The 22197-nt window shown below is 52.3% G+C and carries 21 protein-coding genes; 12 read left to right on the forward strand and 9 right to left on the reverse strand.

Annotated features, from left to right (window positions below):
- Positions 1 to 82: 82 nt before the first annotated feature.
- Together Q7P68_RS05760 and Q7P68_RS05765 are read left to right on the forward strand one after the other, a co-directional pair.
- Entirely contained in the window at positions 83 to 841 is a 759-nt protein-coding gene (locus tag Q7P68_RS05760; RefSeq protein WP_304223913.1) for a TrmH family RNA methyltransferase, read from the forward strand.
- On the forward strand, positions 819 to 2123 hold the full coding sequence (locus Q7P68_RS05765) for a sensor histidine kinase (RefSeq protein ID WP_304223915.1): 1305 nt from the start codon (positions 819 to 821) through the stop codon (positions 2121 to 2123). Before Q7P68_RS05760 ends, Q7P68_RS05765 begins: the two co-directional genes overlap by 23 nt.
- On the opposite strand, the gene Q7P68_RS05770 is transcribed toward Q7P68_RS05765, so the two are convergent.
- A complete protein-coding gene (locus Q7P68_RS05770; protein ID WP_304223917.1) occupies positions 2107 to 2607 on the reverse strand; it encodes a putative metalloprotease CJM1_0395 family protein in 501 nt (166 codons plus the stop codon). The genes Q7P68_RS05765 and Q7P68_RS05770 overlap by 17 nt on opposite strands.
- A 119-nt stretch (positions 2608 to 2726) precedes the next feature.
- Here Q7P68_RS05770 and Q7P68_RS05775 point away from each other — a divergent pair, with 119 nt between their 5' ends.
- Positions 2727 to 4418 (forward strand): CsgG/HfaB family protein, encoded by a 1692-nt coding sequence (locus Q7P68_RS05775; protein ID WP_304223919.1) that lies wholly within the window; start codon positions 2727 to 2729, stop codon positions 4416 to 4418.
- A 79-nt stretch (positions 4419 to 4497) separates the two neighbouring features.
- On the opposite strand, the gene Q7P68_RS05780 is transcribed toward Q7P68_RS05775, so the two are convergent.
- A complete protein-coding gene (locus Q7P68_RS05780; RefSeq protein ID WP_304223921.1) occupies positions 4498 to 5859 on the reverse strand; it encodes a nickel-dependent putative hexonate epimerase in 1362 nt (453 codons plus the stop codon).
- A complete protein-coding gene (locus Q7P68_RS05785) occupies positions 5856 to 7226 on the reverse strand; it encodes an ATP-dependent 6-phosphofructokinase (RefSeq protein ID WP_304223922.1) in 1371 nt (456 codons plus the stop codon). Before Q7P68_RS05785 ends, Q7P68_RS05780 begins: the two co-directional genes overlap by 4 nt.
- 165 nt (positions 7227 to 7391) lie before the next feature.
- Here Q7P68_RS05785 and Q7P68_RS05790 point away from each other — a divergent pair, with 165 nt between their 5' ends.
- The 3 genes from Q7P68_RS05790 to Q7P68_RS05800 all read left to right on the forward strand — a co-directional run bounded on the left by Q7P68_RS05790 (position 7392) and on the right by Q7P68_RS05800 (position 9919).
- A complete protein-coding gene (locus Q7P68_RS05790) occupies positions 7392 to 7610 on the forward strand; it encodes a SlyX family protein (protein ID WP_304223924.1) in 219 nt (72 codons plus the stop codon).
- A 97-nt stretch (positions 7611 to 7707) separates the two neighbouring features.
- Positions 7708 to 7932, forward strand: coding sequence for a NifU family protein (locus tag Q7P68_RS05795; RefSeq protein ID WP_304223926.1), 225 nt, complete (start codon positions 7708 to 7710; stop codon positions 7930 to 7932).
- A gap of 13 nt (positions 7933 to 7945) precedes the next feature.
- The gene (locus Q7P68_RS05800) at positions 7946 to 9919 is read left to right on the forward strand and encodes a YgiQ family radical SAM protein (protein ID WP_304223928.1); all 1974 of its coding nucleotides are present in this window, start codon (positions 7946 to 7948) and stop codon (positions 9917 to 9919) included.
- Positions 9920 to 9935: 16 nt separating this feature from the next.
- On the opposite strand, the gene trpA is transcribed toward Q7P68_RS05800, so the two are convergent.
- From trpA to Q7P68_RS05830, 6 genes are all read right to left on the reverse strand, one after another.
- The gene (gene trpA / locus Q7P68_RS05805) at positions 9936 to 10790 is read right to left on the reverse strand and encodes a tryptophan synthase subunit alpha (RefSeq protein ID WP_304223931.1); all 855 of its coding nucleotides are present in this window, start codon (positions 10788 to 10790) and stop codon (positions 9936 to 9938) included.
- Positions 10787 to 12013 (reverse strand): tryptophan synthase subunit beta, encoded by a 1227-nt coding sequence (gene trpB / locus Q7P68_RS05810; RefSeq protein WP_304223935.1) that lies wholly within the window; start codon positions 12011 to 12013, stop codon positions 10787 to 10789. The genes trpA and trpB overlap by 4 nt, the downstream gene beginning before the upstream one ends.
- On the reverse strand, positions 12013 to 13629 hold the full coding sequence (trpF, locus tag Q7P68_RS05815) for a bifunctional indole-3-glycerol phosphate synthase/phosphoribosylanthranilate isomerase (RefSeq protein ID WP_304223937.1): 1617 nt from the start codon (positions 13627 to 13629) through the stop codon (positions 12013 to 12015). The genes trpB and trpF overlap by 1 nt, the downstream gene beginning before the upstream one ends.
- Positions 13622 to 15271: a bifunctional anthranilate synthase component II/anthranilate phosphoribosyltransferase gene (locus tag Q7P68_RS05820; protein ID WP_304223940.1), complete on the reverse strand. Its 1650-nt coding sequence runs from the start codon at positions 15269 to 15271 to the stop codon at positions 13622 to 13624. Before Q7P68_RS05820 ends, trpF begins: the two co-directional genes overlap by 8 nt.
- Positions 15268 to 16683, reverse strand: coding sequence for an anthranilate synthase component I family protein (locus tag Q7P68_RS05825; RefSeq protein ID WP_304223942.1), 1416 nt, complete (start codon positions 16681 to 16683; stop codon positions 15268 to 15270). Before Q7P68_RS05825 ends, Q7P68_RS05820 begins: the two co-directional genes overlap by 4 nt.
- A 256-nt stretch (positions 16684 to 16939) precedes the next feature.
- Positions 16940 to 17224 (reverse strand): hypothetical protein, encoded by a 285-nt coding sequence (locus tag Q7P68_RS05830; RefSeq protein WP_304223944.1) that lies wholly within the window; start codon positions 17222 to 17224, stop codon positions 16940 to 16942.
- A gap of 213 nt (positions 17225 to 17437) precedes the next feature.
- Between Q7P68_RS05830 and Q7P68_RS05835 the strand changes: the two genes are divergently transcribed.
- From Q7P68_RS05835 to Q7P68_RS05860, 6 genes are all read left to right on the forward strand, one after another.
- Positions 17438 to 18214 carry a TatD family hydrolase gene (locus tag Q7P68_RS05835; RefSeq protein WP_304223947.1) on the forward strand — a complete coding sequence of 259 codons (777 nt, stop codon included), beginning with the start codon at positions 17438 to 17440 and terminating at the stop codon, positions 18212 to 18214.
- 11 nt (positions 18215 to 18225) lie between these two features.
- Entirely contained in the window at positions 18226 to 19236 is a 1011-nt protein-coding gene (dusB, locus tag Q7P68_RS05840) for a tRNA dihydrouridine synthase DusB (protein WP_304223950.1), read from the forward strand.
- Positions 19237 to 19292: 56 nt separating this feature from the next.
- On the forward strand, positions 19293 to 20375 hold the full coding sequence (gene dgcA / locus Q7P68_RS05845; protein WP_304223953.1) for a diguanylate cyclase DgcA: 1083 nt from the start codon (positions 19293 to 19295) through the stop codon (positions 20373 to 20375).
- A gap of 5 nt (positions 20376 to 20380) precedes the next feature.
- Positions 20381 to 20689 (forward strand): 2Fe-2S iron-sulfur cluster-binding protein, encoded by a 309-nt coding sequence (locus tag Q7P68_RS05850; protein WP_304223955.1) that lies wholly within the window; start codon positions 20381 to 20383, stop codon positions 20687 to 20689.
- 32 nt (positions 20690 to 20721) lie between these two features.
- Complete coding sequence (locus Q7P68_RS05855; RefSeq protein WP_304223957.1) at positions 20722 to 21354, forward strand: rhomboid family intramembrane serine protease; 633 nt, start codon at positions 20722 to 20724, stop codon at positions 21352 to 21354.
- A gap of 76 nt (positions 21355 to 21430) precedes the next feature.
- Positions 21431 to 22126 carry a hypothetical protein gene (locus Q7P68_RS05860; RefSeq protein ID WP_304223959.1) on the forward strand — a complete coding sequence of 232 codons (696 nt, stop codon included), beginning with the start codon at positions 21431 to 21433 and terminating at the stop codon, positions 22124 to 22126.
- The last annotated feature ends 71 nt before the right edge of the window (positions 22127 to 22197 follow it).

Raw genomic sequence — 22197 nt, forward strand, 5'->3', positions numbered from 1 at the left:
GATAGCTCTCAAGGCAGGGGTCAAGCGGAGAAAAAAACTCCAGGAATGACAATTTCCCTCTTTTATTGTATACTTACATGAAATGCGGAATAAACTGACCAAGGAGCTTGCGGTCTGCGGTTTTAATGCGGCAGCAGCTCTTGCAAACATACATCCAGAAAACATTAAGCGACTTTTCCTGCGGCAGGACAGGCTCAAACACTTTACCAAGGCATGCAAGTTTTTGGCGGAGCAAAAAAGGCCCTACAAGATTTGCGATGATGATGAACTTGAGCGGCTCTGCAAAAGCCCCCGCCACCAGGGAGTGGTGGCCATGATTCTAGAACCGGAAGTGGAGCCGCTAAAACCCGAAGAGCTTGATGAATGGGCTCGGCAAAAACAGTTCGGGCTTATTCTTGATTCGGTGGGAAATGACAACAACCTGGGGGCAATCATCCGGTCTGCGGCATTTTTTGGCGCCACCTGGGTGATACTTTCTGAACGTGACAAGGAAGCCCGGCTCACAACCAGTGCATACCGGGTTGCAGAAGGAGGCATGGAATATGTCCGCATCCGAAAAGTCCGGAATATGGCGGCCTTTGTCACCGAAGCAGCAACAAAACTCCTTGTATTGGGAGCCCACCACCGAGCACGGCTCCGGCTCCATGATCTTTCCACCCTTACAGAGCCGCCCTACCGGGGTTTTGCCGTGGTAGTCGGAAATGAAGAAACGGGCCTTTCAAACGAAGTTTCAGAGGCCTGTTCCTATCTGGTGCGAATTCCCGGTTCAGGCCAGATTGAAAGCCTCAATGTTGCCCAGGCAGCAACCCTATTCCTCCATGAAATATCCAGCCTTGCTTAAACGAATCAGTCTTTGGATACTGGGGGACCAGAACAACACACCCCTTTCCCCGGACAGGATGCGCAAGGAATACCTTGTCCAATTCCTTCTCGTCCTTTTGCCGATTATTGTATCCACCCTCAGTATAGATGTTTTTCGGGGTCCTGATGTTTTTACCGTGACCCGGATTGGAGCCAGCCTTTCGCTCGCCCTTTGCCTTATGCTCCTTAAATTGAACTTATATGGTGCAGCCATTCCGGTCCTCTTTTTTGGGGGCACCATATCAGTCGCTGCAGCTCTTATTCCTTCGGCAATCTACGAAAGGACATCGGGGGCTCTCATGCCCCTGGCAGCATTAGTCTTTTTTGCAGCCATAGTTCTTATTGGACTTTATTCTGACAAGCTTCGCTGTGCCCTTGGGCTCCTTGTCATAGCAATCACCTTTGATATCCTGGAGCTTTTTTTTAATAGCCACATTACCCCAGCGGTCATCAATGCACGATTTGGTGTCGTGATTCTGCATATATCAGCCCTGGGGATAAACACCTTTCTGCGCCATTATTTTGACCGGGTAAACCAGATTGCCGAAGCTCGGAGAATCATGAACCGGCACTTGGAAAAGCTCATCGCCGATACCCGCCAGGATGGGCTCGACCGGCTCGCATCCCTTACTCACGATCTCCGCTCTCCTATTACCTCGATCATGGGAGTCCAAGCCCTCCTCGCTGCCACAGAACTTACGGAAGAACAAAAGACCTATGTAGATATCCTTTCCCGTTCAAACAAACTGATGTTTGATCTTGTCCAGTCCATATTGGAACCGGAAGTTCAGGATGATAAAACACTAGAAAATAAAGTAAATCTGGTCCATTTAGTGGATCGAGCCCTCGGGAGCTATCGCATTCTTGCTCAGGCTAAGGGACTTAATGTTACGGTATCCATTCCAGAAAACATACCCCGCCCAGACATTCCAAAAGCCGAGTTTATTAGAATAATAGAAAACCTGATGGATAACGCTATTAAATACACAAGTACCGGGAGCATCACCATTTCTGCCCGAAAAAAAACCGAGAATAAAAAGCCATTTGTCGTACTAACCATAAGCGACACCGGTCAGGGTATAAGTGCAGAACGGCTCGCAGAAATAAAAGCAGACACCGTTTCGCCGGATGAACAGTTTTCCACATCCCACGGTCTTGGACTGAGCGGTGCTATCGAAAAAATCAGCCAGGCTGGTGGCAGCCTTGACATCACGAGCAGCCCCGGCAGGGGCACCACGATTACCCTCATACTTCCTGCGTAGCCTTTGATTCCTCTTTCTTCGCTTGTTCCAGTTCCCGCTGAGCCTGCATTTCCATTTGGTACGCTTGGGCCGCGACCCGCATATCCGCTGGGGAAGGGGAACTTACTGCATAGGAAGCATTGATAATTGCCCGGGCTTTCCGGATAGTGGCTTCCGGGTCTCCCGGCACCGGCGTAAGGTCCACTTTGATAGAACCGCCGACGGCGTATTTGGATCCGTCCGGCAGAGTTATATAGGTGTAATTGATGGCTCCCGCCGCATAGGGCCCCAGTACTGACATGTGGGCATGTTCATGGGCCTTTACGTCCTGATCAGCAGACACTAGCTCATCGCTGGGCGTCACTTTTGATTTTAAGGCATCAGAAAAAGATTGGGACTCAACGGACCTATTGATTTCGGGGCGCCGTGCTTCCGCAGGACGAACCCGCACCACGGATCGAAGAGACTCAACAGCACTTACAGACCCAACCGGTCCGACCATCATATATTCCTTTTACTTAAAAAGTAAGTCTTGTTTACCTATTAAGCAATAGCAGACTAAAACGTTTTGACAATCGCCCTTACGAGTCCTAACATTAAATTCATAAAGAGGAGGCTCCCTTTATGAATAAACCAGGCAAGCTACCCAAAACCCTTTTAGTATTGATTTTTCCCCTATTAGCCGTTGATTTGTGGGCCGCACCAGTGCGGATAGCGGTAAGCGATTTTAATGTTGTATCAGACAATCCTAAATTAAAATACATAGGTAAAGGTCTATCAGAGATGATAGCCGTGGATCTTGCAGCTGCCAAAACGATTCAGCTCATTGAACGAGAAAAACGGGATGAAATCCTTGCGGAAATGGAATTCTCATTATCCGGAATCGCCGATGAGTCTTCACTGCTTAAAGCAGGACAACTTTTAGCTGCAGGTTATATTCTTTTTGGCGAAATTATCGATATGGACAGTACCGTACTCGTGTCCTGTAAATTAGTCAACGCAGAAACCTCCGAAATCACATGGCAAGATAAATACACAGGCCCACTTTCTGACTATGACAGCATCAGCCGCAAACTTGCACATTCAGCTCTTGTTGGTCTTGGGTTCTCTGAGGCTGTTGCAGCACAGCCTATACAAAAGGCAAAACCAGCAGTAAGTTCCGAACAGAAAGTCAAAGCTATATTGGCCTTCTCTAATGCTGTCGATGCCTTTGATAAGAAAGATTCGGAGACTGCTAAGCAACAATTATCGGTTATCAAAGCGATAGATCCGCAAAACCCCGCAGTATTGGCATATCTGGCAAAGTTGACCCCGAATACGGCAAAATTTAAAATTCTCATGGATTCCTATATGTCCTACCAAAACCCAGCATACCTAGGAATTATAAAACAAGATAGTTTCCACTTTGCCGTATCAATGCCGGTCATCCCAGTTTATTATATGCCCCTCATCGAAGGAATCAATTACACAAATTACGGAGAAAATCGATATATTACAGAAACAGTAACGGTCAACCAATTTGGCTATGCTTTTCCTTTGAGTCAAAACATGGGCCTGCGCTTGAATATTCAAATGGATGATCTGGATGTCCGTACAACAGTGGGTTCTCCACCAATTAATAATTACAATGGCGGCCTTTGGGATGATCAATATGCACGTGGCGCATGGGGCGCCAATATGGACCTGGGAATTCGTTTGGGTACCAATGCTGCTTTTGGAATAGGAGGAGCTATTTATCTACGATCAGATACAGACACCAATCCTGTCGCTCCTTTTATAAAAAATAGCGGTACAACATGGTCAATAAATGGTGGCTTTCTTGTCAAAACTTCAGATGATTCGATTATTTTTGATAGTCGTATCGGATATATTGCAGAAACCCAAGAACTGGTAGATTATGACACGTTTTTAATGACCGGCGAAACAAGACCATTTCCATTAGCGATTGAAAATAATCTAACCTTTTCTCTTGCTGGCAAAAAACTGTTTATTGCTATAAAAAATGTAGACAATATAGCTCTTGATACCATGCTCATATCATCTACCCTCATGCCTGCTTTTGAATACTTTATATTTGATTGGCTTTCTTTGCGAACTGGTATCGAAGGAGCGCTTCTTGTCTCAAACAAAAACCCGGAAACAGGCTTTGGAGGCATGGCAGGCTTCACAATTCGGATTATTCCCTGGGGAACCGATATAGATCTGAACCTTGCCTACAGAAATAGACCTTCCAGCGCGGTTGTTGGTTATCTATACCCCGATTTCCTTTTCTTGCTGAATATTAATAGAAACGGACTCGTAAAGAAAAGCCGATAAAACAATTTTACCTGGCATGACCTAGCTGTTTGCAGAAATACATCAAGCAGTTCTGCAAACAGTTAGGTTTTAAAAAATCTCATTCTCCAAATCTTCTTCTTTCTGCCCAAAGTCCTAAAGCAGGATTGGGTACAAAGAAGATCCGCTCCCCATCAGGAAGGGTATTCCACCCCAGGGTCAGCTTCTTAATGTCATAACGGTCCATCGCTTCGTCGAGGTCTCCCCACTGGTACCCGACGGACTCTATTTCTTCCCGGCTCACCCCCGGACCCGGACAATAGCGGACCGTAAAACGGTCCTCGCTTGAACCATGAATGAGGTGGGCTGCAGCGCTCAGGGCTTCACTCAGTTCCTCGTCCGCTTCTACCCGGCGCCGAATTTCTGCCGCAGGCCGGTAGCCGTGCTTACGTATCAGGGCATCGATGCCGTGGTCTTCGCCGAAACGCTCAAGGCCCGGCGCCAGTATCAGGAGTTCCCCCCCATCAGCCATGGCCATCCGGGTCCGGTAAACAGCCTTGTTTCCCAGCCATGTAGTGCGGAATTCCTCAGGTTCCAGATACACCACGGCCTTTTGAATAGGTTCGTCCAATAGATCCACATTGACCTGCCGGGCAAGGGCTGCCGCTTTTTCAAAGCAGGATCTGCCAAAGCCGACAAAGAGGCCCCGGACCGCGAGGGAACCCCGGGACTTACCCGTACGGCGGGCTTCTTCTTCACTGCGGCTACCCACCACCGTAAGGGCCCACAGTATGGGGGGGAGCAGGTTCCCGAAACGGCGGTAGCCCTCATCAAAAAGGGCTCGCACCGGGGTATTCACCCGGCCCATCATCCGTTCCATTCCGTAAGCCGCGCCGGTAAAGTGGCTTTTATCGATCGCTTCCTTACCGCCGGTCCCCACAAAAAGGTTCTTAAGGTGGTTTGCCATACCGATGACTTCATGGGGAACCACCTGCCCCAGAGAAACAATGAGGGAGTATTCTTCTTCCAAAATAGCCTTGTTTACCTGTACCGGCCAGTCAAAACGAACCGCCCCCTCGGCGGTCTTTTCTACCCAGTCAGCTTCAAGGCGGCCCAGGGTCAGCACGTCCCGGCGCCAGTCATGCCCGCGGAACTTGGAAAGAGGCGTTCCGGGGAACATACGGCGCAACTCCGCCTCGGTCATGGGCATATGGGTCCCCAGCGCGGGCATGACCATACCAAGCCGGTCTCCTGCGGGGGATGAGCTGAGGATACGGCTTGCAATATCGGTTAAAAAACCCGCCCGGGAATGAAACCGGGTACCGTCAGGAGGCAAAAGCGCCACCGGCCCGGTCCGCACCCGCTCCAAAGCCTTTTGTAAGGCCCAGGAAAAATGAGCATCAATATCCTCATCCGATAGATCCGCATCCGATCCGCCCAGCTCAAGGAGAAGCAGGTCATCCTGGGCTTCGATCAATCTCATTGTGTTTCCTTCCCCTGTTTTACCCCCAGGGCATCACTTAAGGTCTTGCTGTTGACCATCAAAATAGGCTGATGGGTTGCTTCGAGGGTATCCCGCCAGAGGCTTCCTTCAGGATCCACATGGTTACGGCGAGATACTGCTACTTTTGTGGGAAGATGGACAAACTCATTGTTCACCAGTCCTATGAGGACCTTGGTCTTTCCTGCCATGGCAGCATGAACCGCTGCGTTGCCGAGGCGCTCGCAGTAAATAGAGTCCACCGGTTCGGCCGGAGAAGCCCGGATCGTATAGCTCGGATCGATGTATTTAAGGTTGATTTCTTTTCCCTTAGCATCAAAATAGGTCTGAATTTTGTCCCGGAGGTAAATACCCACGTCGGCGAACTTCAGGTTTCCCGACGCATCGGTCTTTGCATCCTTTACCAGCTGGTCCTGCAAGGCCCCTTCTGCAACTACGATGACTGCATGCTTCCGCTTTTCAAGCCGTTTTTCCAAATGGGCTAAGAGACCGTTGGGCCCCTCGATATCAAAGGGCACCTCTGGAATAAGCACAAAGTTCACTTCATGGCTTGCAAGAGCCGTATGGGCAGCAATAAAGCCCGACTCCCGGCCCATCAATTTAACAAGCCCGATACCGTTAATCTGCGAGTGGGCTTCCATGTGAGCCGCAGTAACCGCTTCTACCGCCTTAACTACCGCAGTATCAAAACCAAAGGACTTATCGATAAACGAAAAGTCGTTATCCACCGTTTTCGGGATCCCCACCACAGCAATTTTCAGGTTGCGCCGGGTAATTTCGTTGGCGATATCCAAAGCGCCCCGCTGAGTACCGTCACCACCGATGGCAAACAGGATGTTAAGATTGAGCCGCTCGATTGCATCAACAATTTCGGTAACCTGTTTACCGCCACCCCGGGCCGTCCCCAGAATGGTACCGCCGATTTTATGGATATCATCCACAATATCCGGGTCCAGGGGCTTTATATCAAAACCATATTCGGGGAGGAACCCCTTGTAACCATATTTAATACCCGAAATCCGCCGTACCCCATAGAGGTACCAGAGGGCTCGGACAATGGCGCGGATGACATCGTTGAGACCGGGACAAAGACCGCCGCAGGTTACAATTCCCGCATGGACATGGTTCGGCGAAAAGTAAATCTTTTCCCGGGGACCAGCCTTTTCGAACACCATTTTGCGTTCAACCTTGGGCTGCTCCCCCAGCTTTACTTCCGACCGGTAACGAACAAATTCATCATCACTGACATAATTGGCAATGAAATCTCCCGAAATCCGGGACAGACTAATGGGCGAATCGATGGTACGTTTTCCAAGATCCTCGACGGTAAAATCAAAGTCATCACTCATGGGGTCCTCCTTGGGGCCAAAAGTAAAATCCTTTTACAATTATAAGTTTTCTGCTAGCACCCTTTCAATGGCATGCCAAAAAGTTAGACAAGACTGCCGAGCTTCCATGGGATGTTCATCAACAAAGATAGACCCGATATCCGGTCCTGGAGTATGATGTTGATTATGGAAGATACTTCAGATCAGCTTGATGAACGGCTGGACCGTGTTGAAATTAAACTCGCCTACTTGGAAGATTTTCTTGATCGGCTGCAGCTTGCAGTGCTGGAACAGGGCCGGCAGATGGATAAATTAAACCAGGAACATCGGGTACTCAAGGACAAAATACTTTTTCTTACCAAGGAACTGGAAGAAATACCAAACCGTAAGCCGCCTCATTATTAAGAACTTGAAGCTTCAATAGCTTATTGTTATACTAAACTTCTCTGGTCTATCATAGCAAAGACTGAATATGACCTGTAACCGTACCACGGAGGAATATATGCTCGAAGAAAGAATTAAAGCTGCCCTGGAAGATGTCCGCCCCTCGCTTCAGGCCGATGGGGGGGATGTGGAATTTGTTTCTGTCAGCGAAGACGGGGTTGTCTCTCTAAAACTGGTGGGAGCCTGCGGTTCCTGCCCCATGTCCCAAATGACGTTGCGCATGGGTATCGAAAAATACCTTAAAAAGGTAATCCCTGAAATTACTTCGGTTATCGGCGTCTAATTCAATTCTTGCGGTGACCCGGACTCCAACAAATAAATTTTTGCCAGTCTCCCGGAGCGACCTTGAAGAACGGGGCTGGGACTATGTGGACTTTGTCTTCGTTTCTGGTGATGCCTATGTGGACCACCCCTCCTTTGCGGCCGCAGTAATCGGCAGAGTGCTGGAAGCCCGTAGCTTTCGGGTGGGCATTATCACCCAGCCAGACTGGACCGATCCCACTTCCTATCTTGCCCTGGGCCTTCCGCGGCTTGCGTTCCTGGTCGGCGCCGGCAACATGGACTCCATGGTGGCCCACTATACGGCCAACCGGCGCAAACGATCCGACGATGCGTATACTCCCGGCGGCAAGGCGGGAAAGCGGCCCGATCGGGCTACGTTAAAATATGTAGAGGGTATACGGAGCGTCTGCAAGACCGTCCCCGTCATTATCGGCGGTATCGAGGCGAGCCTCCGCCGGCTTGCCCATTATGACTATTGGTCCGATAGGGTCCGCCGATCCATACTTCTGGATTCCAAGGCGGACCTGCTTGTCTACGGCATGGGAGAGGCTCCGATAACCGAAATAGCCCGCCGCCTTGCCGCCGGGGAAAACATCCGCAGCATCACCAATGTGCGGGGGACCTGCGTCTGGACCCACGGCGAACCAGAACTCGGCAGCACAGAGGCGGTGAGACTCCCCGATTTCGACCTGGTCTCCCGGAACGATGAGACGGGTCGCCGGGCCTTTGCGGAACACTTTATGCTCCAAAAGGAACATGCGGATCCCCTTTCGGGAAAGGTGCTCCTCGAAAAGACGGACCATCGCTGGGTGGTGCAGAATCCGCCGCCCCTGCCGCCCACCGCACAAGAACTCGATGCCATATACGAACTTCCCTACACCCGGCAGGCCCATCCCCAATACGAAAGTGCCGGGGGTATCCCGGCCCTCCAGGAAGTGGCCTTTTCTTTGGTTTCGAGCAGGGGCTGCTACGGGAGCTGCTCCTTCTGCGCCATAACGTTTCATCAGGGCCGGGTGGTGCGGGGACGGACTCAGCAAAGCCTTATCCAGGAAGCGAAAGAGCTCCGGAACCTGCCGGGCTTTAAGGGCTATATTCACGATGTGGGTGGACCAACGGCTAACTTTTATAGACCACCCTGTCCCAAACAGGCCAAAGGTGGCGCCTGCAGCACCAAGGAATGCCTTTCCCCCCAGGTCTGCCCGGCCCTTAAGGCAGACCATCGGGAATATCTTGAAGTTCTCAAGGCACTCAGGGCCATTCCTGGTATTAAAAAGGTCTTTATCCGTTCAGGCATTCGCTTCGATTACTTACTGTATGACAAAACGTCAGGGGGCAGATTCCTCGAAGAACTCTGCGCCTACCATGTGTCAGGCCAGCTTAAGGTGGCCCCGGAACATATTTCGGACAGGGTGCTGGCAGCAATGGGGAAAAGCGGCAACCGGGTCTATGAGACGTTCCGCCGCCAGTTTGAGGAAACGAACCGCAAGCTGGGTCTTAAACAGTACCTCATTCCCTATTTTATTGCGAGCCATCCCGGTTCAGATCTCTTCGCAGCCATAGAGCTTGCCGAGTATATTAAAAAGACCGGCTTTGTCCCCGACCAGGTACAGGACTTTTATCCCACACCGGGGACCCTTTCGACCGTCATGTACTATACGGGTCTTGACCCCCGTACCATGGAGCCCATCTATGTGCCCCGGGGCGAACGGGAACGGAAACTGCAGCGAGCCCTCCTGCAATTCGATAAACGGGAAAACTGGCCATTGGTGCTGGAAGCTTTGCAAGAGGCGGGACGGGAGGATTTAATCGGCCGAGGTCCTCACTGTCTCATACCAGATATACGAAGCGTCGGGAAGAATAACAGGGAAATTAGATCAGCAGGGGGCACAAAAAAAAGTGAGCTCCGGTCAGGAGGAGGAAACCGACCGGAGCTCCAAAATAACCAAGCCGCACGCCCTCGTCATAAGGGTAAACAGCATAAGCCTTAGGAAGTTACAATTTTTTTTAGCCGCCAATAATCTCCTGGGCCCGTTCCCGTACTAAGGACCGGATAGCTTCGTTCCGCACGCGGCTCGAACCCTGGAAGGAACCGCTGCGGACAACCCTATGGGCTTCCACAGCATCCGCAATGGCATCCACAAAAACCGAGCCCGCCACCACCGCATGCACATGGTCTGCCACCTGCAGGGCCTGGGCATGGCTTCGGATTCCAAAACCCCCGAGCACCTTGGATCCCCCCGAAGCACAGAGGGATAAAAACTCCTTGGTACTTTCACTAATTTCGGTAGCCTGCCCGGTAATGCCGGTCCGCAGGGCCGCGTAGAGGTAAGACCGGCCCAGGGCCGCCATTGTCATGAGCCGCTGCCGTGACATGGACGGGGCCGCCACAGGCACCGCGCTGATCGGCCCTTCTGTACTCCCAGCGGAAGTCCCGTTGTGAGCGCTGTGAGCGCTGCTAGCATAAGCAGCGCAGGCCGCCGCCAAACCTTCATCGCAATCAAAGGGGAGGTCCGGCACAATGAGAGCCCGGACCCCGGCCTTTCCAGCCTTGTGAACAAAAGTCTCCACACCGGGACTGGCCACCAGGTTCGCATAGGCCATAACAAAAACAGGAATCTCTGGATAACGCCGCTTAAGTTCATCAACTAGACGAAACGCATCGGACACCGAAAAACCCGCAGCTAATGCGGCCGAACAGGCAGTCATTATACTTTTGCCGTCGGCGCTCGGATCGCTAAAGGGTATCTGGACCTCAAAATATTTGGTCCCCGCCTCTGCCAAGGCCTCCGCCGCCGCAAGACAGCCTTCAGGATCCGGGTAATTGGCCACAAGATGCGCCATAAGAGTAATCGGTTTCATTGGAGAACCTCCAGTTCACGCTGCAAAAAGGCTTTCCATTCCCGGGGCCGCAGGAGAGGCGCCGTGATAAAAAGGTCCTTATCGCCCCGGCCAGACATATTCACCACCACGGTTTTCCCCTTAGGAAGGGAGCGTACCAGATTGATGGCCGCAGCTCCGGCATGGGCACTTTCCAGGGCAAATACGACGCCCTCGTTCCGTGCAAAGAACTGAAGAGCCTCCAGGGCTTCCCGATCCGTGGCCCGGCGGAACTCAAGGCGGCCCGAACGGCCCAGGGCCGCAAGCTGGGGACCGATGCCAGGGTAATCGAGGCCCGCGGAAATCGAGTGGGTCTGGCCCACCTGGCCGTCTTCGGTAAGAAGAAAGCGGCTCTTGTAACCATGGACTATGCCGGTGCGGGCCCCTTCGCCGCTCATGCGGGCCGCGTGGTTCCCCGCTTCGGGGCCTCGGCCCCCTGCTTCTACACCTACGAGGCGGGGAGTTTCCTGATCCAGATAGGGCTCAAAAAAACCAATCGCATTAGAGCCGCCCCCTACGCAGGCCACAAGGGCATCGGGCTCACGGCCAAACTCTGCAAGCTGCTGCTGTACTTCCCTGCCCACCACAGACTGGAAGGTCCGGACCATATCAGGGTACGGAGCAGGGCCCAGGGCGCTGCCGATTATATAGAAGGTATCCTCAAAGGAAGCAGCCCAGTCCCGGAATGCCTCGTTTATGGCGTCCTTCAGAGTCCGGGAACCGCTGTGAACCGGGACTACCTGGGCGCCGAAGAGTTCCATGGTAGCCACATTAGGCTGCTGGCGGTCCACATCCACCGCACCCATGTATACAGTGCAGGGGAGCCCCAGTTTGGCGCAGGCCGCCGCCGTGGCAAGGCCGTGCTGGCCCGCACCGGTCTCGGCGATGATCCGCTTTTTACCCATCCGCTTGGCCAGCAAGGCTTGCCCAATGGCGTTATTTATCTTGTGGGCACCGGTGTGGGCCAGCCCCTCCATTTTTATAAACAGGTCCGCACCGCCAAGAAGTTTCGAAGTATGCTCCGCATAAAGGAGCGGCGTCGGCCGCCCGATAAACTCATGCCTGAGCCGCGCAAGTTCCTGCTGAAACGCCTGGTCTCCCAGAGCTTCATAAAAGGCGGCCTCTATCTCTTCTATGGCCCGCAGGAGCACCTCCGGAACATACCGGCCACCGTAGGGTCCAAAATATCCCTTATCACTGTTCATCATATTACTCCAATATGGTTTTCTACTTGTTTTACCCGTGAAGCAGCACCCTTAAGCTCCGTAAAAAAGGCTTCCAGTTTTGCAGGATCCTTAATACCCGGTTCGGCTTCGAGCCTGCTTGATGCATCGATGAGTTCTAGCCCATACCGGTCCACCACAGGGCCCACCGTATCAGGTCCGAGGCCCCCTGCAAGCCATAGCCCCGAAGTTTTAAGATCCGGGATAGCCTCTAAAAAGGCATCCAAGAGTTCCGACCGGATCATAGCGCCCGTACCGCCTGCAAAGCCCTCCACCTTGGTATCCAAAAGGATGCGTACCTGTCCTGAATTGATAAGCCGTTTCGCTAGTTCAATATCTTCTAGGGCTCCGATTCGAAGCACCCGGTAATGGGGCAGCTCGTGCAATACCGGGCTTTCCAGCAGGGGATCCCCATGCCATTGGATTGCGTCAAGAATGCCTTCCTTACAGAGCCTCTGGGCTTCTTTTGCCAGGGGACTCGAAAGCTCCGTAATCACCCCCACGAGAAGAGGTACGGAACTAGCGGTACGGCGCTTAGAATTCAGCATTTTCCGGACTTCCCGGACCAGTTCCGGCCGGGCGGTGCGCTTGCTTTCCGCAAAGATAAAACCCAGCATATCAGCACCGAGTTCTGCAGCCCCTTCTGCATCCTGGAGCCTTGTGATACCGCAGATTTTCACGAGTGGCCGGGAGCGGGAAGCCGTTTCGACAGTCCCCCCAGCCGATAATTCCAGGTTGGCCGAGGTGGCTTCCCCGTCAGCCTTATATACGCCATCTCTCCGTTCTGCCAGGGACCGCCAGAAATGGCCCGTCCTGTCAGCTTGAGTTTCCTGGAATGCCGACACCAGGGCCGCCGCGGCTTCCGGCCGCCTTGCCGCCTCTTCTCCCACCAGGATGCCCTGAAAACCGAGCCGGGCCGCATAACGGGCCGTTTCGGGATTCCGTATCCCCGACTCGTAGACTGCATGAACTGGGATAGATCCGATCAGGGCGGCCGGGACGAGGGGATCTATCGTAAAGGTAGCCAGGTCCCGGGCATTCACCCCCGCAAGAACCGGATAACGTTGGCACACTGCCCTGAGTTTTTCTCCATCTTCCCGGGTTCTGATTTCTACCAGGGCTCGCAGGCCCAGTTCTGCGGCCCGGCCGGCCATGCTCATGAGGCGGTCGGTTTCCAAAATACGGGCAATGAGCAGCACTGCGCCGGCCCCGCAGCGGTAACTTACCTCAACTTCTTCTTCAGTAAGAAGAAAGTCCTTCCGTAAAAAGGCAAGGGGCCGCTCCCGGTCCGTATCGCTTCGTGAGGCTGCAAGGAGATCTTTAAGAGAACCCTTGAAATAATGGGGCTCCGTCAGAACCGATACAGCCCTGGCCCCGGCGGACCTGTATTGGCGGCACAGGGAGGCAACATCCAGATCGGGGGCTATATCTCCCTTGGAGGGAGAAGCCCGTTTAATTTCCAGAATAGCTCCCTTTTCCGTGAGAAAGGGAACTACTGGCCGTTCCCGCACCGGAGGAATGGGCTGTCCCAAGGTGGGACCAAGCCGCGCAAGATCCTCCCTGCGCCGCTCGATGATAGTATCCAAAATATCAGGCACAGGCTTTCCTCTGTTGTGCAAAACAGCGAAGCTCTTCGAGTTTTTCAGCCACCGCCCCCGAAGCGAGGGTATCGGCGGCCATTTTCGCTCCCTCTGCAATGGTAGCTGCCCTTCCTGCCACATACAGGGCAGCTCCCGCATTAAAAGCCACCGCCGCTTCCAGAGCGGGTCGGCCCGCGCCGGCAATAAGGTCCAAAGCCAGGTTTGCATTGTAGCGGGCATCGGCGCCCATTAGTTCAGAAAAGTCGTAGCTTCCCAGCCCCAGAGCCGCGGGGTCAAAAACAAAGCGACGCAGCGCGCCCGATTCATCAATTTCTACTATATCTGTGGGCGCAGACGGCGACAGTTCATCCATACCGTCCCGACTGTGAACCGTGAGCACCCGCTTTATGCCCAGGAGATGAGCTGCGGTGGCTACCGTTTCCAGGAGGGACTCATCGTAGACCCCGATGACCTGATAGGCCGCATCGGCCGGATTGGAGAGGGGCCCTACCAGGTTCATCAGGGTTTTAATGCCCAGGGCCTTCCGAGCCGGAGCGGCAAAACGCATGGCCCCATGGTAAACCGGCGCAAAAAGGAACACAAAGCCGGTTTCTGCCAGCATTGAGCGGGCTTCGGCGGGGCTCAAGCTCACCGGAATCCCCAGGGCCTCATAAAAATCTGCGCTGCCGGACTTGCTCGAAACGGCCCGGTTCCCGTGTTTTGCCACCGGGAGCCCGCAGCTTGCAGCCACAAGGGCTGCCATGGAACTGATATTAAAGGTCCCTAGTCCATCCCCGCCGGTCCCGCAGGTATCGGTAAGATCCTGCAGCATTCGATGTGCAGGGCTATTCTTGAGTTCCGCGCTTCCTTCTTGCAGGAATGGGGTCTTTTTCCGCCGGAGTACCGCTGCACAGCCAGCAATCTCTTCCGCGCTCGGGCCCTTGGCCGACAGGGCAGTCAGCATAGCCGCGATCCGCGATGTATCAAGGGCGCCCTCGGTAAGCTCTTCCATAAAGGACTCAGCTTCGCTTCTCTTCAGGTGCTCCCGCCGCAGGACCTTTTCGAAGGCGCCCTTAAAGGCAAAGGCTTCCCGCCGGTAATTCAGAAAGGCCCTGATCAGGGCTTCGCCGTCGGTGCTAGCCACCGATTCGGGATGGAACTGAATGCCTTCGATTGGCAAAGTCCGGTGCCGCAGTCCCATGATATCGCCATCGCTCGAGCGGGCGGTAATTTCCAGGTCTGGACTCAAGCCTTCCTCAGCAACCACGAGGCTGTGATAGCGGGTAAAGGTTCCTTTGGGACCGATGGTCCTAAAAAGGCCCTTTCCATCCAAATTGATGTCTTCCACTTCGCCGTGGCGTATGTGCTTAGCCCCCACAATAGGAGAACCAAAGGCGTAGCCTATCGCCTGGTGGCCCAGACAGACCCCTAAAATGGGGCATTTGTCTCCAAAACGGCGAATAGCCTCCACGCTGATTCCCGCATCTTCTGGCCTGCCCGGTCCGGGAGAAATCACAAGGTGGCTTGGGTTCAAGGCCTCGAGCCCAGCGATGTCAATTTCATCGTTCCGAATAACCCTGATGGGTTCGGTGGTGAGCCGGGCAAAATATTGATACAGATTGTAGGTAAAAGAATCGTAATTATCGATGATGACGATCATCGCTTTCCTCCTTGTAAAGCGGCCCTGAGGGCAGCTAGCTTTTCGTTGGTTTCTTCCCATTCACGGTCCGGCGTTGACGCATAGACGATGCCCGCCCCGGACTGGAGATGCCAGAGACCGTCTTTGACCAGGGCCGACCGTATGGTGATGCAGGTATCAAAACCGCCATGTACATCAAAGTATCCCACCGCGCCGGCATAAAAGCTCCGATCAAAGCGCTCAAGGGATGATACTATCTCGATGGCCTTAAGCTTCGGGGCGCCGCTTACCGTCCCGGCGGGGAAGGCCGCCCGGAGCACCTGGGGACCCTCTATGCCCTCGTCGGGTACGCCCTCGACCTCGGACACGATGTGCATAACATGGCTAAAGTGTTCGATTTCCATGTTGCGGCTCACCGTAACAGAGCCGGGCTTGCAGACCCGTCCGAGGTCGTTTCGAGCCAGGTCCACGAGCATAAGGTGCTCCGCCCGTTCCTTAGGATCAGCCAGGAGGTCCTGTTCAAGCTGCCGGTCTTCTTCGGCGGTCCTTCCCCGCCGCCTCGTCCCCGCGATGGGCCGTATCGAGGCAATGCCGTTCCTGAGCCGTACGAGGCTTTCCGGAGATGCCCCCAAGAGCTGGTAAGCCCCAAAATCAATATAAAACAGATAAGGCGATGGACTTGTAGAACGGAGGCGCCGGTAGCCCTCCAGGGCTGGGAGGCTGCTTCGGCCGGTTAAACGCCGGGACAGCACTGCCTGCAAGAGGTCCCCCGCCACGATATGTTCATGGATAGCCTGAACACCATCCTTAAAGGTCCGTTCTTCGAGGGCTTCATCACTTACAATTTCAAAGGGCGCGGATTCTGCGGCCTTTTCCAAATAGGTAAAATCCAGGTCATCCAGCCGCCGCCTGATTTCCGAAATCCGTTTATTAAGATCTATCTGGTGTTCCTCATAGTTAAGACCCACCAGGTGCATAATATCCGTATAGTGGTCGATGATAAGATAGAGGTGGCCCACGATAAATTCTGCTTCGCTCACTCCAATAGGATCGGGCTTTTGGGCCAAACGAACCCTGTCGCAGCGGCGTACGAAATCGTAACCCAGAAAACCAATTCCCGCACCAGGAACGGGGAGGTCAGGCGCGGTGTTTTTATTCTGCAGAGCTACCCGGGCCAGCACATCCAAAATGTCCTTGGCCGTGGCATCCGGCCAGGGGCTCTCCTTGCCATTCAGTTCCCAGTAGACCCCATCGGGCCGCTGCCGAATCCTAAAGGCCTCGTCCAGCTGGATAATAGAATAGCGCTCCCGCCCTTTCTTAAAGGACGCGGACTCAAGAATAGCCACGGCCCCCAATTTTTTAGCTGCCGTAAAGGGGGTAAACCGTTCACCCGGCAGGGAAACCACCACCCCGTCATCACGAATATCCGCCATACAATCCCCTTGCGTTTCTTTATATAGTAACACTTGGGAATATAGCAACACAAAACGTTTCTGTCAATAGAAACATTAAAATATTTTATTTATTTTAGCTATTGGAAAAGTCAGTCATTACTCTTCGAATTATGAAATTGGATCAAATATCAATGTTAAAATACAGATGAGTTTAATTTGTAAATTGAAAATAAAGATAAAAGAAAGCCCCCAGCTGCTCAATTAAGCAAACTGGGGTTTTTAGTTTGCAATACGCTTACCACCAGCCGAAGGCGGTGCCGCAGCGGGTCAGGTACCACACAAACACGATGCCTACAACCACGGCGTAGGTAAGGAACCAGGGCATCATGGCTCCCCGTTCCTTCTTGAGCAGGGCCCACTGGAACATGCTGAACCCGATACATACGATATAGCCGATGAGGGCAAAAATACCGTAGGTAACATTGGGAATGGCCAGAGAATCAAGGCCGAATACAAAAGTAAATGCAAAAAGTACAACGAGACCTAGAAAAAGCAACATACTGGTTCTGTTATCCATCATAAACTCCTTAGCGAAGCAATACGGTAAAAATAGTATAACTTGTCAGCCCCTGCTTGTCCATTACAAAACTAGCTTTTTTCCTTATCTGATTTTCTTATCGAAAGCTGCTTCGCAACACGTTTCATGCATTTCATTGACGATACATCGATGCTGTGTTATATTATGAGTAATCCAGTTTGGAATCCCCCTATCATTATTCTTTTGGACTAAGCCATGCAGTATTTTGATACTCACGCCCACATAGGGCTCATCTATGATGACCCTATCGAGCAGCTCATTGTTACTCAGGAAGCCCGGCAAGCATCGGTAAGTCGGATTGTTTCGATATGTAACAGTCTGCACGACTTTGTCAAAGTATACGAAAACTTGAAATCAGCTACTCACGTATACCATGCAGTCGGTGTTTCTCCTTCGGAAGTACAGAATCCTGGGAAAAACTGGGTTCAGACCATTGAACAGAGCGTACGGCTGCCTCGGGTTGTCGCTATTGGCGAAATCGGATTGGACTATTTCCGTAAATTTGGGGACAAGAAGTCCCAGATAGAACTGTTCATTACCCAGCTTGAACTGGCAGCAAAGCTCGATCTGCCTGTCATTATTCACAACCGGGAAGCTGGACAGGATGTTTTAGAAATACTCCGGGACCGGCTGCCGCCCAAGGGTGGTGTGCTTCACTGCTATTCGGAAGATGCAGCCTATGCCGAGAAAGCTCTGGATCTGAACCTGTATTTTTCTTTTGCAGGGAACCTAACATACCGGAACGCCCGTAATCTCCACGAAACGGTGCGCATGTTGCCCCTGGATAGGATCCTTATCGAATCGGAAAGCCCCTTTATGGTTCCAGCGGAATACCGGGGCAAACGAAACATGCCTAAATACCTCCCGTCCACGGCCCATTTCCTGGCGGATATGCTTGAAATGGACGAAGAAGAGCTTGCATCAATCCTTTGGGAAAACTCTAACCGGTTCTTTGGGCTGCCGCAGGCATAACACCATTGAACATGGAAAAAACCATGACAGATGCAGAAAAACCGCTCTACCGGTCAGTAAGCATAGGCAGCCTTGAACTCGAAGGCAATCTATTCCTTGCACCGGTAGCGGGTTACTCAGACCGGGCATTTCGCTCGGTCTGCATCGAATTTGGCGCCAATTTTACCTGCACCGAGCTTATTTCTTCGGAAGCCCTGATAAGGGACTCAAAAAAATCAGAGTACCTGCTCCTCCGGGCTGAAAACGAGCGGGCCTATGCGATTCAACTCTTTGGGTCCGATCCAGAAGTAATGTATCAAGCAGCCCTCAGGTTAGCGCCGTACCATCCCGAAGCGGTGGATATAAACTGCGGCTGTCCTGTTCCTAAGGTGGTTAAAACCGGAGCTGGTTCGGCCCTTATGAAAGACATTCCCCGTTTTGGCAGGATTGTTGAGGCCGTAACAAGGGCTTCTCGGGAAGCCCTCGGGAATGTTCCTGTTACCGTGAAAATAAGATCAGGCTGGGATGAACAGAGCATCAACTATCGGGAGGCTGCTGCTGCTGCGGTGGAAAACGGAGCTGTTCTCGTCGCCCTCCATGCCCGCACCCGCGCCCAGGGGTACTCAGGCTCAGCAAACTGGGACCATATCGCAGATCTCGCCAGCCGGCTCAAGGTACCAGTGGTAGGTTCCGGTGACTTGTTTAGTCCCGAGGATGCCCAGCGGATGCTCAAGGAAACCGGCTGCGCCGCAGTCATGTTTGCCCGGGGAGCCATGGGGAACCCCTTTATTTTTGCCGAAACCCGATCGCTCCTGGAAACCGGCACTTATGAGCCAGTGCCAGCCCCACAACGTATACAAACAGGCTTTACTCAGCTTAAGCGTTTAGCCGCAGATATTGGAGAGCATCTTGCCTGCAGGGAAATGCGTAAACAGTTCTGTGCCTACACTAAAGGGATATCCGGAGGAGCTGCACTGCGCAATGAACTGGTACATGCAGAAACAATACTGCAGTATCAGCACATATTAGCCGATTATTTATAAAGGGATTTTATTAACTCCCTTGTGAAACTAACCAGAGGGTGCTAGGATATTGTAGTATGTCAGAATCTGAAAATGACAAAGTAGATAGCAATCTAGCAGAACTCGAACCATTTGATCCCTTTGTCGTGGATCACGAAAAACAGATATTCGATCTGCGGCAGCTTCTGGAAATATCAAAAAGTCTCAACTCAACCCTGGATTACAGCATCCTGATAGACTCAATTCTTTTTATCTGCATGGCCCAAATGAAGGTTATTAAAGCAGGCCTCTTTGCAAAAAAGGGCCTTGATTCCACCGAGTTTGTGCTCCAGAGAAATTTTAAGGGTTTTGATATCGACCTATCCCGAGAGTATGCTATTCCAGAAAACCACCCGCTCATTCGCCTCTTTGCAGAACGCTATGGATGCTACACCTTGGAGGACATCCACAAATGCATCGGCCCCCTGGAAGGACTTGAACATATCGAAGCCATGGAACCGTCCCTCCTCGTTCCTCTCAAAACCAAGGGACAGATAAACGGCATCCTGATTTTAGGAGAACGGATCGACGAAACTGAATTTGATCCCTACGAACGGGAGTATCTCCTTAACATTGCGACCCTGGCGGCTATTTCCATAAACAACGCATTTCTTTTTGAAATGACCACCACCGACATGATGACTAAACTAAAAATGAAGCACTACTTCTTCACCGTGCTGCAGGACCGCTACGGAAACAATGACATGCCGCCCAAGGGCTTTAACATCATCATGCTGGATATCGATTTCTTTAAGCGATTTAACGATACCTACGGACACGCCTGCGGCGATATGGTGCTCATTTCGGTAGCAAGAACCATCGCCGACCACGTTCGCAGTACGGATATTGCGGCCCGCTATGGTGGAGAAGAGTTTGTGGTGCTTATCGCGGAAGATGGCCCCGAAACGGCTATAAAAATCGCAGAACGCATCCGGCAAGCCATCGAAGATATGGAAACCCAGTACGAAGGCCAAACACTCAAAATTACCGTTTCCTGCGGTGTGGCCAGTTACAACAAACATATCGATAACAATCCCAAGTCCGTAGTAGATCGGGCGGACCGGGCGCTCTATCAATCTAAACAGCAGGGCAGAAACCGGGTTACCTTTCTAGAAAACTGAAGCATATGGTACAAATCAAGGTACATCATATTGATGGCCGGATCTCCCGCATATCCGTATCTCCTGCGGTTTCGCTGCTTAATTCGTTACTTTCTGCAGGCATTGCCATGCACCACCGCTGCGGCGGCAAGGCCCAATGCGGCACCTGCCGCATCAGAATAAGCGCCACAAGCAAAGACAGCACAGTTGCAAACAGTATCTCAGCCAAAGAGGCAGAACGGCTTACAGCCATTAGAGCGGATCCTGCGGCAGGAGACCGGCTTGCCTGCCAGACCTATGTTTTTGCCGACACCGATGTATATCTTTTCGATTGACCAGGTCATCCCCGCTCAAGTATGTTAATACCATGAATACCATTATCCGTAAACCTTTTCGGTACCGTTATGACAATCTGGTCCTCATCCTCATTGGGATCAATCTCCTGGTGTTTCTTGCCCAAAACCTTTTCCCCGAAGCAACAGTCTATTTATCGCTTAATACCCAGCTTGTGCTCCGCTACGGCATGGTCTGGCAGTTTTTAACCTACATGTTCGCCCACGGAGGCATATCTCATCTGCTGCTTAATATGCTGGGGCTCTTCTTTTTCGGCACCCCTGTTGAACGGCAAATGGGATCCAAAGAGTTTCTGCTGTTTTATTTGGTAACCGGCTTTTTTGCCGGCCTTTTTTCATTTGGGCTCTTCCTGCTCACCGGTTCTGCCTCGGTATTTCTCCTTGGGGCATCAGGTGCCCTCTTCGCAGTCCAGCTCGCCTATGCAACCTTTTTCCCCGATTCCATAGTCTACCTATGGGGCATACTGCCTCTGCGGGCCCCTGTTATGGTTTTGGGTTTTACCGCCCTGGAACTCTTTTTTTCGGTTACCGGTATTGCTTCAGGCGTCGCCCACTTTACCCACCTGGCGGGTTTTGCCTTCGCATGGCTTTATTTTATCATCCGATATGGAGAGAATCCCTGGCATTATCTTAAGATTCGCCGATAAATAAAACAAAGGAACCTTGCACGCCGCTCCTTTAAGCGGCAATCTGCAATCAGTAAATCCCCTTAAGGAGCAGCCGGTGCTCAAGCAAACCATAAAGGTACATACCGCATTGCTCACCCTTTTAGTACTCAGCAGCCTTCCCGCCTGGCCGCAGATGGTTCTCCGGGGAGAAGTCAGGGTAGATCTAGAGCCTGTTTATATTCAGTATATTGAGGAACCCTATCCGCTGGATACAAAAACTGCCCAAAAGCGGGCCTTGGAAGAAGCGGCCCTTTATTTCGGAGCCATGATATACGGATGGGCCTATGACTATGAAATAGGCGAAAAGGCCCGGGCCATTCCCGAACAGTTTGAACTTACAAGCCAGGGAACCATCCCCTTCGGCGACGAGAAACTCTTTGCTACCGATGCCTGCCTCGAAGGGAGCTATCTTTTTGTTTGGATGGATTACCGGCCCGACCCAAGTCAGGAACGGCGGATTGAACAATGGAAGAGCGGGACCATCAAGAAAGTGCAGGCCATCGGGAACGGCCCCCTTGCAGGACCAGGAGCCGCAGGCTGGCTCGATGGCAAAAAACAGGCCCTGGAGGATGCAGCCCGCGCAGCGGTCCGGTCCCTTTTACGGGGCACCGAGCGGAACCGGCCCAAACACAGTACCGGTTTTGTCGCCCTAGCAGCCTTTCCCCGCTACTGGATGGATGCGGGCCGCTGGCAGTGCGGCGCTACTTTTTATATAGAAGTAATCGACATTACACCCTTTCCTGCCTACTAAGGGTCTCAGAAACAGCTCGCTTTCGGAACAGTTTTCACAGATTCCCTGCAGCCCTCTTACCCTTAACATGT

It is taken from the genome of Gracilinema caldarium, assembly GCF_029265695.1.
Lineage (GTDB): Bacteria > Spirochaetota > Spirochaetia > Treponematales > Breznakiellaceae > Gracilinema > Gracilinema caldarium_A.